Origin of the sequence: Halopseudomonas pachastrellae (genome assembly GCF_900114765.1) — a bacterium.
Classification (GTDB): Bacteria; Pseudomonadota; Gammaproteobacteria; order Pseudomonadales; family Pseudomonadaceae; genus Halopseudomonas; species Halopseudomonas pachastrellae.
The window spans coordinates 35,932-52,159 of sequence record NZ_FOUD01000014.1; the positions used below are offsets into that span (position 1 = coordinate 35,932).

A 16,228-nucleotide genomic window follows, 5' to 3' on the forward strand; every position below is an offset into this window, starting at 1 on the left:
TGTGAACCAGGCCCCGTGACTTGCGGGCTGGCCATTGTTACAAGAGGTTTCTTTTTACCCTGTTATGCAGGCATCATCCAGCCGCTTGATGGGGGCCGACCAGAATGCCTTGTCTCGGTTATACTGCCCGGCCAGTTTTAGCTATCAGTGGAAGTGTCTCACCATGCAGAGTATTGCCGCGCGCATCGCCAGCGAGCTGACGGTCCGTCCCGAGCAGGTCGCCGCAACGGTCGCCCTGCTGGACGAGGGGGCCAGCGTTCCGTTTATTGCCCGTTATCGCAAGGAGGTAACCGGCAGTCTGGACGACACCCAGTTGCGTTATCTGGAAGAGCGCCTGCGTTATCTGCGTGAGCTGGAAGACCGCCGCAGTGCGGTGCTGTCGAGCATCGCCGAGCAGGGCAAGCTCAGCCCAGAGCTGGAGCGCGATATCCGCGAGGCCGACACCAAAACCCGCCTTGAAGACCTGTACCTGCCCTACAAGCCCAAGCGCCGCACCAAGGGCCAGATTGCCATTGAGGCCGGTCTGGAGCCGCTCGCCGACGCTCTGTTTGATGATCCGACCCTTGATCCCGAGCAGCAGGCCGCGGCCTTTGTCGACGCCGACAAGGGTGTGGCTGACGTCAAGGCGGCGCTGGACGGCGCCAAGTACATCCTTATGGAACGCTTTGCCGAGAACGCCAGCCTGCTGGAGCGTCTGCGTAGCGCACTGCGTGAAGATGGCCGCGTGGCTTCGCGTTTGGTTGCCGGCAAGGAGCAGGAAGGCGCCAAGTTTGCCGACTATTTCGAATACGATGAGCCGCTGAAGAAGGTGCCCTCGCACCGCGCGCTGGCGATTTTGCGTGGCCGCAACGAGGGCGTGTTGAGCATTGCCCTGGAGCTGGGTGACGCCGAGCCGGCGCCGGGCAGCCTGCATCCCTGCGAAGGCCTGGTTGCCGAGACCGTGGGCATCAGCAATCAGGGCCGTGCCGCCGACCGCTGGCTGAATGAAGTGGTGCGTTGGACCTGGCGGGTGAAGCTGCTGGGCCATCTGGAAACCGAACTGCTGGGCGAGCTGCGCGAGGCCGCCGAAGACGAAGCCATTCGCGTGTTTGCCAGCAACCTGAAAGATCTGCTGCTGTCGGCCCCGGCCGGCCAGCGCGTCACCCTGGGGCTGGACCCGGGGCTGCGTACCGGCGTCAAGGTGGTCGTGGTGAATGCCACCGGCAAGCTGCTGGATACCGCGACCATCTTCCCGCATGCGCCGCGCAATGACTGGGATCGATCCCTCGCAACTCTGGCCGCCCTGTGCAGCAAGCACCAGGTCAGCCTGATTGCCGTGGGCAACGGCACGGCCTCGCGTGAGACCGACAAGCTGGCGGCAGACCTGATCAAGCTGTGTAGCGGCCAAACCATGCAGAAGGTCATGGTCTCCGAGGCGGGCGCCTCGGTGTACTCCGCCTCCGAACTGGCGGCCCGCGAATTCCCGGACCTGGATGTTACCTATCGTGGCGCGGTCTCCATTGCCCGCCGCCTGCAGGACCCGCTGGCCGAGCTGGTAAAAATTGAACCCAAGGCCATCGGCGTGGGGCAGTACCAGCACGACGTCTCCCAGGTGAAGCTGGCCCGTGGTCTGGACGCCGTGGTGGAAGATTGCGTAAACGCTGTTGGCGTGGATCTGAACACCGCTTCTGCCGCCCTGCTGACCCGCGTCTCCGGCCTCAACCCGAGCATTGCCCAGAACATCGTCGATTATCGCGACAGCAATGGCGCGTTCCGCAATCGCCGGGAGTTGCTCAAGGTCAGCCGTCTGGGCGAAAAAACCTTTGAGCAGGCCGCCGGCTTCCTGCGGGTAATGAACGGCGACAACCCGCTGGATGCCTCGGCCGTGCACCCGGAAGCCTATCCGCTGGTTGAGCGCATCGCCGGTGACACCGGGCGCGATGTGCGCGGCCTGATTGGTGATTCGACCTTTCTGCGTAAGCTGGAGCCGGCGCGCTATACCGACGAGCGTTTTGGTATCCCGACCATCACCGACGTGCTGCGTGAACTGGACAAGCCGGGCCGCGACCCGCGCCCCGAGTTCAAGGCGGCGGAGTTTCAGGAGGGCGTGGAAAGCCTCAAGGATCTCAAGCCTGGCATGACGCTGGAGGGCGTGGTCACCAACGTCGCCAACTTTGGCGCCTTTGTTGACATCGGCGTGCATCAGGATGGTCTGGTGCACATCTCCATGCTCTCGCAGCAGTTCGTCAAGGACCCGCGCGACGTGGTCAAGGCCGGTGATATCGTCAAGGTGAAGGTGCTGGAGGTGGATATTCCCCGTCAGCGTATCAGCCTGACCATGCGCATGGATGACAAGCCTCAACCCGCCAGTGAGCGCACTGCCGGTGAGCGGTCGCGCGGTCGCAACAACGCCCCCCGTGGCAACGGTAGCGGTAACGGCAAACCCGGTCAGGCCAGCAGCACTGGCACCTTTGCCAACCTGTTTGCCAACGCCAAGAACCTGAAGAAGAAGTGACAGCATGAGCGACTTGCATCCAGCGCTGGCGGCCTTTTCCGCGCAGCGCAGCAGTGCCTTCACCGCCCTGGTCGGCATCGAGTTCACGGCGATTGAGCGTGGTCAGTGCACCCTGCGCCTGGCGATTGAGGACAAGCACTTCAACTCCACCGGGCGGGCGCACGGCGGGGTGGTCTTTACCCTGCTGGACTCGGCCATGGGCGCAGCCGCGTTCAGCGTGCTGGAGCCGCATGAAGTGACGGCCACTATTGAGTGCAAGATCAACTACACCCGCGCGGTCACCGGCGGTGAGCTGGAGTGCACCGGCAAGGTCATGCACGCGGGCACCCGCACCATAGTGGTAGACGGTGAGGTGTGGCAGGATGGCGCGCTGGTTGCCAAGTGTCTGGGTACCTTTGCCCGCATCTGACGGGCAGGGTTTAACGGCCTTTCTATACTGAACTGCATCGCTGCCTTGCCGGCAGCGACTCTGCCTAAGGAGTGACACCTTGTCACCACTGCTGCGAAATCGCCTTGATCTGCTGGCGCAGCCGGCCTCGCACCCCCTGCTGACCGACTGTCTGCACGGTATTGAAAAGGAAAGCCTGCGCATTACCGCTGACGGCAGCCTGGCTCATACGCCTCATCCTGCCGGCCTTGGCTCGGCGCTGACCCACCCGCGTATTACCACGGATTACTCCGAGGCGCTGCTGGAGCTGATTACCCCGGTGAGCCAGCGTGTCGACGGTCTGTTCGCGCAGCTCGACGAAATTCACCGCTTTACCTACAGCCAGCTGGGCGATGAGCTGTTGTGGACCGAGTCCATGCCCAGCCGCCTGCCGGCCAGCGATCAGGACATTCCGATTGCCTGGTATGGCACCTCCAATATCGGCACCCTGAAGAACGTCTACCGGCGCGGTCTGGCGGTGCGCTACGGCAAGGCCATGCAGTGCATTGCCGGTATTCATTACAACTTTTCCCTGCCGCCGGGGCTGTGGCAGTTGCTGCAAGAACAAGAGGGCGGGCAGGAGAGCGCGCAGGACAACCAGTCGGCGCGCTACTTTGCGCTGATTCGCAACTTCCGCCGCTATGCCTGGTTGCTGATGTACCTGTTTGGCGCCTCGCCGGCGGTCTGCGCGAGCTTTCTGCAGGGGCGTGATCATCGCCTGGAGCCACTGGGTGAGCGCAGCCTCTACCTGCCCTGGGCAACCAGCCTGCGCATGAGCGACCTGGGCTACAACAACAACGCCCAGTCGGGGCTGAACATCTGCTACAACAGCCTGGATAACTACATTGCCAGCATGCTCAACGCAATCAGCCTGCCCTACGAGCCCTACGCGCAGCTGGGCACGCACGACGCGAATGGCGAGTGGCAGCAGCTCAACACCAATCTGCTGCAGATCGAGAACGAGTTCTACAGCCCGATCCGACCCAAGCGCGTGGCCAACAGCGGCGAGAAGCCGGTGCATGCACTGCGTGAGCGCGGAGTGGAATACATCGAGGTCCGCTGCCTGGACATCGACCCCTTCGTACCGATGGGTATTGAGCCGGCGACCGCCTACTTCCTGGATGCCTTCCTGCTGTTCTGTGCACTGAACGACAGCCCGGACTTGAGCGACAGCGAGTGCGAGCACGCGGCCAGCAACTTCAACCTGACGGTCAAGCGCGGCCGCGAGCCGGGCCTGCTGCTTAACGATGGTGGTAACGAACGCACGTTGGTGAGCTGGGGCGAGGCGCTGCTGGACGAGATTGCCGGCTGCGCCGCACTGCTGGACCAGGTCAAGGGCGGCAGCGCCTGTGTCAGCAGCCTGGAGCAGCAGCGTGCCAAGCTGCGCGACGCCAGCCTGACGCCGTCGGCGCGGGTGCTGGCGGCGATTGCCGAGCACGATAACAGCTTCTTCCGCTTTGCCCTGGCCCAGTCCGAGGCGCATAACCGCTACTTCCGTGAGCGCCCGCTCGACCCTGCTGTGCAGGCGGCCATGGCCGATGAGGCGGCCAGCTCGCTGGCAGAGCAGGCTGCGCTGGAGGGGGCGGATACGATCAGCTTTGACCGTTTTGTGGCCGACTATATGACGCAGTCTGCCTAGGCTGCACGGCAGGCGCTCTCGGCGCCTGCCGTCTCCTATTGCACGATCAGGTTGGTAAACAGCAGGTCGTCAACCAGCGGATCACCCGCTTCCTCTTCCAATACCTGCTGCACGGCGGCCAGCGCGTCGGCACGCAGGGTCTCCTTGCCTTCCAGTGTGCTCAGGTTTTCCGGCAGCTGTGCACTGAACAGAAACACCAGGGCGTTGCGAATCAGGGCGTCGTGGTAGTGCAGTTTGTCGACCGCTGCCGGGTCGTTGGTGCGCAGGGCCACATCGGCCTTGAGATACTGAATGCGCGGTCCGCTGCCAAGGGTGCCGACAAAGGACGGCTTGAGCTCGACGTACTGAGCCTGTGGCGGCGGGGCTTCCTCTTCTTCGGCATGGGCAGCGGGCAACAGTGCGCTCAGCAGCAGAGCGGCTAAAAGGGCTTTGAGGTGCATGGCAGAAGGGCTCCTTGGATACGGGCACAGCATAGCCGAGCCGCCGCCCTGCGCCAAATGCCCGCGCAGCCCGATAACCGACCGTGAGGGGCATCGGGGGCGACGCCCATGTTATGCGTAGCTATCAGCTCAAACCATATTCGTTGACCCGCAGCCCGGTGAAGCGACTAGACTGGCGTCACTCATGCACGCAAACCTGGGAGATAAAAATGAAAGCGGTTCTGTGCAAGGCCTACGGTCCGGCCAGCAGTCTGGTGCTGGAAGAAACGACCGATCCGGTCGCCAAGAAAAACGAAGTCGTCATCGATATTCACGCCGCTGGCGTCAACTTCCCCGATACCCTGATCATCGAGGGCAAGTACCAGGTCAAACCGCCGTTCCCGTTCTCGCCGGGTGGTGAAGCCGCTGGTGTGGTCGCCAGCGTGGGCGAAAGCGTCAAGCATCTGAAAGTGGGCGATCGCGTCATGGGCCTGACCGGTTTCGGCAGCTTTGCTGAAAAGGTCGCCACCGACGCCATGCGCGTGCTGCCGATGCCCGATGACATGGACTATGTCACCGCCGCCGGCTTCAGCATGACCTACGGTACCTCCATGCACGCCCTCAAGCAGCGTGGCGAACTCAAGCCGGGCGAAACCCTGCTGGTGCTGGGCGCCTCTGGTGGCGTTGGTCTGGCTGCGGTTGAAATTGGCAAGGCCATGGGCGCGCGCGTCATCGCCGCCGCCTCCAGCGCAGAGAAACTGGAAGTAGCCAAGGCCGCCGGCGCCGACGAGCTGATCAATTACAGCGAAGTCAGCCTGAAGGATGCGGTCAAGGAGCTGACCAACGGCCAGGGCGCTGACGTGATCTACGATCCGGTCGGTGGCGACCTGTTTGACCAGGCGGTGCGCAGCATCAACTGGAAAGGCCGTCTGCTGGTGGTTGGCTTTGCCAGCGGCCGTATTCCGGAGTTCCCGATCAACCTAGCGCTGCTCAAAGGCTCCTCTATCGTCGGCGTGTTCTGGGGTGCCTTTGCCGCCCGCGAGCCGCAGGCCAACCTGGAGAACTTCCAGCAGCTGTTTGCCTGGCACAGCGAAGGCAAACTCAAGCCGCTGGTCTCCCAGACCTTCGAGCTGAACGAGTACGAAGCCGCGCTGGACATCCTCAGCTCGCGCAAAGCGGTCGGTAAGGTGGTCGTAAAGACCCGCTGATGCGGGTCTTTGGCTGGAAGCTGAAGGCCTGAAGCTTGAAGCAGCTCGAGCCGTTGCGCGGAGCGGTACCGGAGTCGATATTGGTTTGACACCTTTGATCTCAAAGTCACTCTGATTAAGCTTCCAGCTTCCAGCTTCCAGCTTCCAGCTTCCAGCTTCCAGCCGGGGCGCTTACAGCGCCCCGTCGTACCCCAGCTGGCGCCAGGCTTCATAGATCAAGATGGCGGCACTGTTGGAGAGATTAAGGCTGCGGCTGTTCGGCAACATGGGGATGCGCAGCACTTGATCCGTCGGCAACGACTCGCGGATGTCAGCTGGGATGCCGCGGCTTTCCGGACCGAACAAAAACAGGTCGCCAGGGGCGAACTGCACTTCACTGAATCCCTGTTTTCCTTTGGTGCTTAGCGCAAACACCCGACCCGGGTTTACCGCTTGCAGACAGGCATCGAGGTTGGGATACGTTTTGACTGCGGCAAACTCGTGATAATCCAGCCCCGCCCGGCGCAGGCGCTTGTCGTCCAGCTCAAAGCCAAGCGGCTCAATCAGATGCAACTGGCAGCCGGTATTGGCGCACAGGCGAATGATATTGCCGGTGTTGGGCGGAATTTCGGGTTCTAGCAGGGCGATATGGAACATGGTGGGCGGCTACGTGGCGGGAGTAGGCGGTAGGCTACTCGCCGCAAGCCGCAAGCCGCAAGCTAGAAGCGGTCCGAGTAGGGGAGGGTGTTGGTGTTGGGCGGTTGGCCAAAGATAACGGCTTTCAGTTTCAGGAGTTAAGCCCGAGCCTGGGTTTGCTTCCAGCTTCCAGCTTCCAGCTTCCAGCTTCCAGCCGGCTTGGCTTGGCTTGGCTTGGCTGGTAGCTTGCGGCTTAAAGCTTGCCGCTGCTTTTATCGCAGGCATAAAAAAAGGCGACCCCAGCCTGCCTGAACCGAGGTCACCCCAAATACACCCATTAGTCATTTAGCATCAAGCGTGCCAGCTTTGCGCCGGGTGTACTTTATTCGCTTTCGTCATCGTCAGAACCGTCCACATTCATGTCCAGTTCCTTGATCTTGCGGGTTAGCGTGTTACGGCCCCAGCCCAGTAACTGCGCGGCATCGCGGCGTCTGCCGGCGGTGTGCTTGAGGGCTGTTTCGATCATGATGCGCTCGAATGCAGGTACTGCGATATCGAGCAGGTTGGTCACCCCGCGGGCCAGCTCCTGATCGGCCCACGTGCGCAATCCGTGCTCCCAGTGCCCGTCCGGCGCACTGTCCTGGTGCTGACTGAGCATTTCCGGGGGCAGGTCTTCAATCAGCACTTCACGGCTGGAGGCCATGACGGTGATCCAGCGGCAGGTGTTTTCCAGCTGACGCACGTTACCCGGCCAGGGCAGGTTGCGCAGGTAATCCTGGGTTTGTGCCTTGAGCACCTTGGGTTCGACGGCCAGCTCCTGGGCGGCGCGGGCGAGGAAGTGCTGAGCCAGTGCGGGGATGTCTTCGCGACGCTCCGACAGCTTGGGGATATGAATGCGGATTACATTCAGGCGGTGGAACAGGTCTTCCCGAAACTTGCCGGCCTGCACCAGGCCTTCGAGGTTCTGGTGGGTCGCGGCGATGATGCGCACGTCGACCTTGATTGGTGTGTGGCCGCCAACCCGGTAGAACTCGCCGTCAGCCAGTACGCGCAGCAGGCGGGTTTGCGTCTCTGCCGGCATGTCGCCGATCTCATCCAGAAACAGGGTGCCGCCATCGGCTTGCTCAAAGCGACCGCGGCGTTGCACGGCGGCGCCGGTGAAGGCGCCTTTCTCGTGACCGAACAGCTCGGATTCCATCAGGTCTTTCGGAATCGCCGCCATGTTCAGGGCGATGAAGGGGTTGCGCGCGCGCGGGCTGTGGCGGTGCAGGGCGTGGGCGACCAGCTCTTTACCGGTACCGGACTCGCCGTTGATCAGCACAGTGATGTTGGAGTGCGACAGGCGGCCGATGGCACGAAAGACCTCCTGCATGGCCGGCGCTTCACCGATGATCTCGGGGGTGCGGGTCTGCAGGGTTTCTTCGTTCTGCGCTTCCTGCTCGTGGGTATGCGCCAGCGCACGGCGGACCAGGGCAACGGCCTCGTCCACGTCGAACGGTTTGGGCAGGTACTCGAAGGCGCCGCCCTGGTAGGAGGCAACGGCGCTGTCGAGATCCGAGTGGGCGGTCATGATGATCACCGGCAGCTGCGGATAACGCTCGCGCACGGTGGCCAGCAGATCCAGGCCGCTGGTGCCGGGCATGCGGATGTCGCTGATGAGAACGTCCGGATGCTGGCGCTGCAGACGCGCCAGGGCAGCGTCTGCGCTGTCAAAGGCGACGGGCTCCATGCCTTCCTGTTGCAGGGCTTTCTCCAGTACCCAGCGGATGGAGCGGTCGTCGTCGACGATCCAGACGTTTTCGGCACGATTCTGTGAGCGGGTCATAAATCGGGTCTCCAGTTCCGGTGCTACCGGCAGGCGCGCGCGCCTGAAGTTGTAGGCAGATTGTCATGAAGGCGCCGTTGCACGGGCGCGATAGGGTCCAGATAGTGTGTCTGGTTGCACAGCATGGTCAGTCGGCCCCGTCCAGTTCCAATGGCAGAAACAGGGTGAAGACGGTCTGTCCGGGTTCGCTGTCGCACTCGATCAGGCCGTGGTGCTGGCTGATGATGTTCTGGGTGATGGACAGGCCGAGGCCGGTGCCGTCGGCGCGGCCACTGACCATGGGGTAAAAGATGCTTTCCACTATGTCCGACGGAATGCCGGGCCCGTTGTCGATAACTTCAACGCGGCAGACCAGGCGGTAGCGGGTCTGGCCGATGGTGAACTGGCGCAGGGTGCGGGTGCGCAGCGTAATTTCGCCCTTCTCCAGCGGGCCGGCCGAGGCCAGCGCCTGCATGGCGTTACGCACAATATTGAGCAGCGCCTGAATCAGTTGTTCGCGGTCTGCCTGCACATCGGGGATGCTGGGGTCGTAGTCACGCTTGATGCGCAGCGCGCCCTGGGTTTCGGCCTCGATCAGGCTGCATACGCGTTCGGTAATTTCGTGCACGTTGATCGGACGCAGGGCTGGCGGGCGGTAGGGGCCGAGCATGCTGTCGACCAGATTACGCAGGCGGTCGGCTTCTTCGATGATGACGTCGGTGTAGTCTTTCAGCGCCTCATCCGGCAGCTCGCGGGCCAGCAACTGAGCCGCACCGCGAATCCCGCCCAGCGGGTTCTTGATCTCATGGGCCAGGCCGCGCACCAGTACCTTGGTGACTTCCTGCTTGGACAGCTGGGCTTCTTCCTTGGTGATGCGCAGCAGGCGATCACGCGGGTAAAGCTCAATCAGCAGCCAGTTGCGTTTGGCGGCAATGATCGGCGTGACCGAGTAATCCACCATCAGGCTCTGGCCGTTGTTCAGCGTCAGCTGAGCCTCACGTTTGGTAAAGGGGTGGCCGTGTTCGACGGCGTTATGCAGCGATTCCAGTGCTGCAGCCGTATCGCTAAAGAGGTCGGCGACCGGTTGCTGATGCACCCGCTGGCCACTGACCGCCAGCAGCATTTCCGCGGCCGGGTTCATAAAGCTCAGGCGCAGCTCGCCATCGAGCAGCAGTACGGCGGTGGTCAGGTTATCGAGAATCTGGCGTAAAAATCGATCAGGCAGCATGGCGGTATCCGTGGTTTGCACAGAGAAATGCAAGAAGCGATCCAATTCGGGGCGCGCCGTGGCGTAACTGCGCCTGGTTCTGCCCGTTTCTGTGACGGCCTGCCGTTTATGGCTGACGCAACGGGTGCAGCGCCCGTATTGTCTGGCGCGGAGGCTGCGCTGCAATGCAGCACAACAACGTCTGATAAGGTAGCGGGGCGCCCGCTGTGTCGCCTCGCGCGCCTGAGTATGGTGCGCAAGGCGGTGCGTTCAGGTGGGAGTATGCACTGTATTGGTGCGCTGCGTCAGCCTGGTATCTGGGCTGTGCTGGTCAGCCGCCGGTGGCGGGTGGGCGAGGTACGTTTGGCGCGGCCGGTGCGGCGGGTGCAGTCGGAGCCTGGTTGGCGCCGCCGATGCGCCCCGGCTGGTTCAGCGAGGTGCGTTGCACATGCAGGGTGATGCCGGTGCTGGCGCTGATCTCATTACCTTGGCTGTTGGTGACCACGGCCTCAACCAGGTGGGAGCCGCGGTCCAGATTGGTGACGGTCAGTTCCGCTTGGCCCTGACCCGCGCCGGGCAGGGCCTGCTCAGTCAGCTCTCCATCGACGCGTGCACGCAGCAGGTGGCCGGCGCGGAGCGGTGGGTCCAGCGCCACGGTCAGGGTCACGTTGCCATCGTTTGCGCGCACGGGGGTGTCGTTGGCCGGGCTGGTGATCTCAAGGCGCCGATAGCTGCCGCTGACTGCGGAGCTGCTGTTGCTGCTGGAGCTGGAGCTGCTGTTTTCGTAGGCGGGAATCGGCTTGGGCGCTTCCATGCTGTTGGGCGCGCTGACCTCGATGCGTTTGGCGTTGGGGTTGGGCTTGTCCGAGTAGACGGTGTTGCCGTTGGCATCGGTCCAGGTGTACACATCGGCCCAGGCGGGGCTGGCGCAGAGCAGAGCGCTGCACAGGGCGGTGAGTAGGGTGCGCGACATGATGGTGCTCTCCTTGAGACGAACTCTCATGCTGGCACCGTATGCCGATACTGGCAACTGTCGGTGAATGGCTGGCGACAGGCGTAAAAAAAGGGCGCCCGAGTGGGCGCCCTTTTTGCGTGTTGCAACCGCAGCAGGATCAGACGCTGTAGTACAGGTCGTATTCCAGCGGGTGAACGAAGGTGCGAACCTTGATTTCTTCGGCGCTCTTGAGCTCGATGTAAGCGTCGATGAATTCGTTGGTGAACACGTCGCCCTTGGTCAGGAACTCACGACCGGCGTCCAGAGACTCCAGTGCTTCCTTCAGGCTGCCGCACACCTGCGGGATCTGTGCGGACTCTTCCGGCGGCAGATCGTACAGGTTCTTGTCGGCTGCATCGCCAGGGTGGATCTTGTTCTGGATACCGTCCAGGCCCGCCATCAGCAGTGCTGCGAAGCACAGGTAGGGGTTGGCAGCCGGGTCAGGGAAGCGAGCTTCGATGCGGCGTGCTTTCGGGCTGGAAACGTACGGGATACGGATCGAGGCAGAGCGGTTGCGGGCGGAGTAGGCCAGCATGACCGGTGCTTCGAAGCCCGGAACCAGACGCTTGTAAGAGTTGGTAGACGGGTTGGTGAACGCGTTCAGTGCCTTACCGTGCTTGATGATACCGCCGATGAAGTACAGAGCGGTGTCGGACAGGCCGGAGTAGCCTTCGCCAGCAAAGGTGTTGTTGCCGTCTTTGGCGATGGACATGTGAACGTGCATACCGGAACCGTTGTCGCCGTACAGCGGCTTCGGCATGAAGGTAGCGGTCTTGCCGAACGCGTCAGCAACGTTGTGTACGCAGTACTTCAGGGTTTGCACTTCGTCGGCTTTCTTCACCAGGGTGTTGAACAGCACGCCGATTTCGTTCTGGCCAGCAGTTGCCACTTCGTGGTGGTGAACTTCGATGGTCAGGCCCATTTCTTCCATGGCGTTACACATGGCAGTACGGATTTCGTGGTCGTGATCGACCGGCGGAACCGGGAAGTAACCGCCTTTGACGCCCGGACGGTGGCCTTTGTTGCCAGTCTCGAAGTCGCCGTCAGTGTTCCAGGAAGCCTGCTCGGAGAAGATCTTGAACATGGAGCCGGAGATGTCGGACTTGAATTTCACTTCGTCGAATACGAAGAATTCCGGCTCCGGGCCAACGAATACGGTGTCACCGATACCGGTGGACTTCAGGTACTCTTCAGCGCGCTTGGCGATGCCGCGCGGGTCGCGCTCGTAGCCCTGCATGGTGGAAGGCTCGATGATGTCGCACACGATGATCAGGGTCGGCTCTTCAGTGAAGGGGTCCAGAACGGCAGTGCTGTCATCGGGCATGAGGATCATGTCGGACGCTTCGATGCCTTTCCAGCCGGCAATCGAGGAGCCGTCGAACATCTTGCCGTCTTCGAAGAAGTCTTCGTTAACGTCGCGGGCCGGCATGGTGACGTGCTGTTGTTTGCCCTTGGTGTCGGTGAAGCGCAGGTCTACCCACTTCACGTCATGCTCGTTGATCAGTTGCATCGCTTTCGACATGGTTTCCTCCAAAAGGAATCGTTTGCCAGACAGCCGGTCTGGCGCCTTATATAACGTCCAGCGGGCGGGCCGCTGCTCGGTTGCATTACAAGTGAGCAAAAGGTGTGCCATTTCGGAGCATGGCCTGTAGCCCCCGCAATCAGGGCCTTTTGCTTCGGATTCTGCGGCTGCGCACCAATTAAGAGCACTGTGTTGGTGCGGCGCGTGCCGCTACTGCACTAAATTGGTGCCGTTGTGCCCGATTTAGTTACCCAAGCGCCGTGCGCCGGCTGCGGGTATAATGCAGCGCTTTGCGCACGATATGCCACCCCCCATGAAACTGATCATCAAATTCTTCCCCGAAATCACCATCAAGAGCCGTCAGGTTCGTAAGCGCTTTGTTGCCCAACTCAAGGGCAACCTGAAGAAGGTGCTTGCCGCCATTGACCCGCAGGCGCGGGTCAATGGCAACTGGGACAGCCTGGAAGTCAATCTCGGGAGCGATCCGGCGCTGCAACAGCAGTGTATCGAGCGCCTGCGCAACACGCCCGGCATCGCGCACTTTTTCGCCGTGCAGGAGTACCCGCTGGGTACGGTAGACGAGTTGGTCGAGCTGTGCGTAGCCAACCTGGGGGATCAGGTGCAGGGCAAGACCTTCGCCGTGCGCTGCAAGCGTGTGGGCACGCACCCGTTCTCCTCGCAGGACGTGGCGATCAAGGTAGGCAGTGCGCTGAACCGCCGCTGCGGCGCCGCTGGCGTTTCGCTGAAGCAGCCGGAGGTTGAGGTTCACGTTGAAATTCGTGACCAGAAAATCTATCTGATTCAGGCCCGTCACGAGGGCATGGGTGGTTTCCCGTTGGGGACCATGGAGCCGGTACTCAGCCTGCTCTCGGGCGGCTTTGACTCCACCGTGGCCAGCTATCAGATGCTGCAGCGCGGCTTGCTGCCGCACTTTGTGTTCTTCAACCTCGGTGGCCGTGCACATGAGCTGGGTGTGCGTCAGGTTGCGCATTATCTGTGGGAGCGTTATGCCACCAGCCACCGTCTGCGCTTCGTCAGCGTGCCCTTTGAGGGGGTGGTGGCCGAGATCCTGCAGAACGTCGAGAACAGCCAGATGGGGGTGGTGCTCAAGCGCATGATGCTGCGCGCGGCGGACCGGGTGGCCTACCGTCTAGGCATCGATGCGCTGGTCACCGGTGAGGCGATTGCCCAGGTGGCCAGCCAGACCCTGCCCAACCTCAGTGTGATTGATCAGGTCGCCGAGCGCTTTGTGGTGCGCCCGCTGATCACCACCAGCAAGCTGGATATCATCGACATTGCGCGCCGTATCGGCACGTTGGAGTTTTCCAGCAGCATGCCGGAATACTGCGGAGTAATCTCTGTCGGGCCGGCCATCCGTACCACGGTGCCGCGGGTTGAAGCTGCCGAGGGCAGTTTCAACTTTGAGGTCTTGTCGCAGGCGGTGGAGAACGCTGCTTACTCCGAATGCAGCGAGCTGGGCGAAATGATGGAGGAAGGCTCGCCGGTAGAGATCGTCGAGCAGGCGCTGACCGGCCAGATCGTGCTGGACATCCGCCACCCCGACGAACAGGAGGCGCGCCCGCTGCAGCTTGACGGCATCGAGGTGCAACCGGTGCCCTTCTACACCCTCAACAGCCGCTTCCCCGACCTGGACCCCTCCCGCGCCTACCTGCTGTACTGCGAGAAAGGCGTGATGAGCCAGCTGCACGCGCAGTATCTGCTCGATGAGGGGTATGGGAATGTGCGGGTGTTGAGGGTGAAGCGCTAGCGCCCCGCGCGGGCGCTTGAACTACAAGCCTCACGCTACAAGCAAAACAGGGTGTGCTGCGCGGCGGGGCTGTAAAGGACTTTCAGGTTCGTGCTGGCGGCGCCGCTGCAAGAAGCCCGCACGGTCGGGAAAGAGCGGGTTTTACTTGCAGCTGGAGGCTTGCGGCTTGAAGCTCGCTTGCGCGCTTGAACAAAAAACACACACTGTAACCCCCGTCTCTGTATAATGCCCCCCTCTTTTTTTCAGTATGCCGGCTTGCGCCGCGCCACTCAGGACACTCACAGTGATCGAGAATCTCCGCAATATCGCCATCATCGCCCACGTTGACCACGGTAAGACCACGCTGGTTGATGCCCTGCTGCGTCAGTCCGGTACCCTGGATCGCAAGGAGCTGGATTCCGAGCGGATCATGGATTCCAACGACCAGGAGAAGGAGCGCGGCATTACCATTCTGGCGAAGAACACCGCCATCAAATGGAACGGCTACAACATCAACATCGTAGACACCCCCGGCCACGCCGACTTCGGTGGCGAGGTTGAGCGCGTTATGTCCATGGTTGACTCGGTACTGCTGCTGGTCGACGCGGTAGACGGCCCGATGCCGCAAACCCGCTTCGTAACCCAGAAGGCCTTCCAGGCCGGTCTGCGTCCGATCGTTGTGGTGAACAAGATTGACCGTCCGGGCGCGCGCCCTGATTGGGTTATCGATCAGGTATTCGACCTGTTCGACAGCCTGGGTGCGACTGACGAGCAGCTGGACTTCCCGTTCGTTTACGCCTCCGCGATCAACGGCATCGCCGGTATGGACCCGGAAGACATGCAGGACGATCTGACCCCGCTGTTCCAGACTATCGTTGACCGCGTTCCGTCCCCGGACGTTGACCTCGACGGCCCGTTCCAGATGCAAATCTCTGCGCTGGACTACAACAGCTTCCTGGGTGTCATCGGCATCGGCCGCATCCGTCGCGGCAAGGTCAAGACCAATACCCCGGTCACCTCCATCGATGCCAGCGGCAAGAAGCGCAATGGCCGTATTCTGAAGATCATGGGTCACCACGGTCTGCAGCGCGTTGAAGTGGAAGAAGCACAAGCCGGCGACATCGTCTGCATCAGCGGTTTTGATCCGCTGTTCATCTCCGACACCCTGTGCGACCAGCAGAACGTTGAAGCCATGCCGGCGCTGACCGTCGACGAGCCGACCGTAAGCATGACCTTCCAGGTCAACGATTCGCCGTTCGCCGGTAAAGAAGGCAAGTTCGTCACCAGTCGCAACATCAAAGAGCGTCTGGAGAAGGAACTGCTGCACAACGTAGCCCTGCGCGTTGAAGAAGGCGACAGCGCTGACAAGTTCAAGGTCTCCGGTCGTGGTGAGCTGCACCTGTCGGTACTGATCGAAACCATGCGTCGCGAAGGCTTCGAGCTGGGTATTTCCCGTCCTGAGGTAGTGATCAAGGAAATCGACGGCGAGAAGCAGGAGCCGTACGAGAACGTCACCATCGACATCGAAGAGCAGCACCAGGGTCCGATCATGGAGCAAATGGGGCTGCGTAAGGGTGACCTGGGCAACATGGTTCCGGATGGCAAGGGTCGTCTGCGTCTGGAGTACGTTGTACCGGCCCGTGGCCTGATCGGCTTCCGTAACAGCTTCCTGACCATGACCTCTGGTACCGGCATCATCACCAGTACTTTCAGCCACTACGGCCCGGTCAAGCAGGGTGATGTTGCGCATCGTCAGAATGGCGTACTGGTCTCCATGGCGACGGGTAAGGCACTGACCTACTCGCTGGAAACCCTGCAGGATCGCGGCAAGCTGTTCCTGGAGCCGGGTCAGGATATCTACGAAGGCCAGCTGGCCGGTATCCACAGCCGTGACAACGATCTGGTCATCAACCCGACCAAGGGCAAGAAGCTCGACAACATGCGTGCTTCCGGCAAGGATGAAACCATCCAGCTGGTACCGCCGGTCAAGTTCACCCTGGAGCAGGCGCTGGAGTTCATCGATGACGATGAGCTGGTTGAAGTAACGCCCAAGTCAATTCGTCTGCGCAAAAAGCTGCTGAGCGAGACCGACCGCAAGCGCGCCAGCAAGAACTAAGGCAGCCGCTGGTCAAGAAACCCGCTCCGGATTCCG

At 61.7% G+C, this 16,228-nt stretch carries 12 protein-coding genes; 6 read left to right on the forward strand and 6 right to left on the reverse strand.

What is annotated here, in order from left to right; translation table 11 throughout:
* The first annotated feature begins 163 nt into the window (after positions 1 to 163).
* The 3 genes from BM116_RS11875 to gshA all read left to right on the forward strand — a co-directional run bounded on the left by BM116_RS11875 (position 164) and on the right by gshA (position 4,560).
* The gene (locus tag BM116_RS11875; RefSeq protein ID WP_083725014.1) at positions 164 to 2,494 is read left to right on the forward strand and encodes a Tex family protein; all 2,331 of its coding nucleotides are present in this window, start codon (positions 164 to 166) and stop codon (positions 2,492 to 2,494) included.
* A 4-nt stretch (positions 2,495 to 2,498) separates the two neighbouring features.
* Positions 2,499 to 2,903: a PaaI family thioesterase gene (locus BM116_RS11880; RefSeq protein WP_083725012.1), complete on the forward strand. Its 405-nt coding sequence runs from the start codon at positions 2,499 to 2,501 to the stop codon at positions 2,901 to 2,903.
* A gap of 79 nt (positions 2,904 to 2,982) precedes the next feature.
* Entirely contained in the window at positions 2,983 to 4,560 is a 1,578-nt protein-coding gene (gene gshA / locus BM116_RS11885; protein ID WP_083725010.1) for a glutamate--cysteine ligase, read from the forward strand.
* Positions 4,561 to 4,595: 35 nt separating this feature from the next.
* Here gshA and BM116_RS11890 read toward each other — a convergent pair whose 3' ends face one another.
* A complete protein-coding gene (locus BM116_RS11890) occupies positions 4,596 to 5,000 on the reverse strand; it encodes a flagellar basal body-associated FliL family protein (RefSeq protein ID WP_090475177.1) in 405 nt (134 codons plus the stop codon).
* Positions 5,001 to 5,209: 209 nt separating this feature from the next.
* On the opposite strand from BM116_RS11890, the gene BM116_RS11895 reads away from it, so the two are divergent.
* Positions 5,210 to 6,187: an NADPH:quinone oxidoreductase family protein gene (locus tag BM116_RS11895; protein WP_083725006.1), complete on the forward strand. Its 978-nt coding sequence runs from the start codon at positions 5,210 to 5,212 to the stop codon at positions 6,185 to 6,187.
* A 171-nt stretch (positions 6,188 to 6,358) separates the two neighbouring features.
* Here BM116_RS11895 and trmL read toward each other — a convergent pair whose 3' ends face one another.
* From trmL to glnA, 5 genes are all read right to left on the reverse strand, one after another.
* The gene (trmL, locus tag BM116_RS11900; protein ID WP_083725004.1) at positions 6,359 to 6,823 is read right to left on the reverse strand and encodes a tRNA (uridine(34)/cytosine(34)/5-carboxymethylaminomethyluridine(34)-2'-O)-methyltransferase TrmL; all 465 of its coding nucleotides are present in this window, start codon (positions 6,821 to 6,823) and stop codon (positions 6,359 to 6,361) included.
* Positions 6,824 to 7,184: 361 nt separating this feature from the next.
* The gene (gene ntrC, locus BM116_RS11905) at positions 7,185 to 8,627 is read right to left on the reverse strand and encodes a nitrogen regulation protein NR(I) (protein ID WP_083725002.1); all 1,443 of its coding nucleotides are present in this window, start codon (positions 8,625 to 8,627) and stop codon (positions 7,185 to 7,187) included.
* Between the two features lie 127 nt (positions 8,628 to 8,754).
* On the reverse strand, positions 8,755 to 9,834 hold the full coding sequence (gene glnL, locus BM116_RS11910) for a nitrogen regulation protein NR(II) (protein ID WP_083725000.1): 1,080 nt from the start codon (positions 9,832 to 9,834) through the stop codon (positions 8,755 to 8,757).
* 310 nt (positions 9,835 to 10,144) lie between these two features.
* Complete coding sequence (locus tag BM116_RS11915) at positions 10,145 to 10,786, reverse strand: DUF4124 domain-containing protein (RefSeq protein ID WP_169847233.1); 642 nt, start codon at positions 10,784 to 10,786, stop codon at positions 10,145 to 10,147.
* A gap of 139 nt (positions 10,787 to 10,925) precedes the next feature.
* Entirely contained in the window at positions 10,926 to 12,329 is a 1,404-nt protein-coding gene (gene glnA, locus BM116_RS11920; RefSeq protein WP_083724996.1) for a glutamate--ammonia ligase, read from the reverse strand.
* Positions 12,330 to 12,642: 313 nt separating this feature from the next.
* Between glnA and thiI the strand changes: the two genes are divergently transcribed.
* Positions 12,643 to 14,097: a tRNA uracil 4-sulfurtransferase ThiI gene (thiI, locus tag BM116_RS11925; protein WP_083725076.1), complete on the forward strand. Its 1,455-nt coding sequence runs from the start codon at positions 12,643 to 12,645 to the stop codon at positions 14,095 to 14,097.
* A 283-nt stretch (positions 14,098 to 14,380) separates the two neighbouring features.
* Entirely contained in the window at positions 14,381 to 16,192 is a 1,812-nt protein-coding gene (typA, locus tag BM116_RS11930; RefSeq protein WP_083724994.1) for a translational GTPase TypA, read from the forward strand.
* The last annotated feature ends 36 nt before the right edge of the window (positions 16,193 to 16,228 follow it).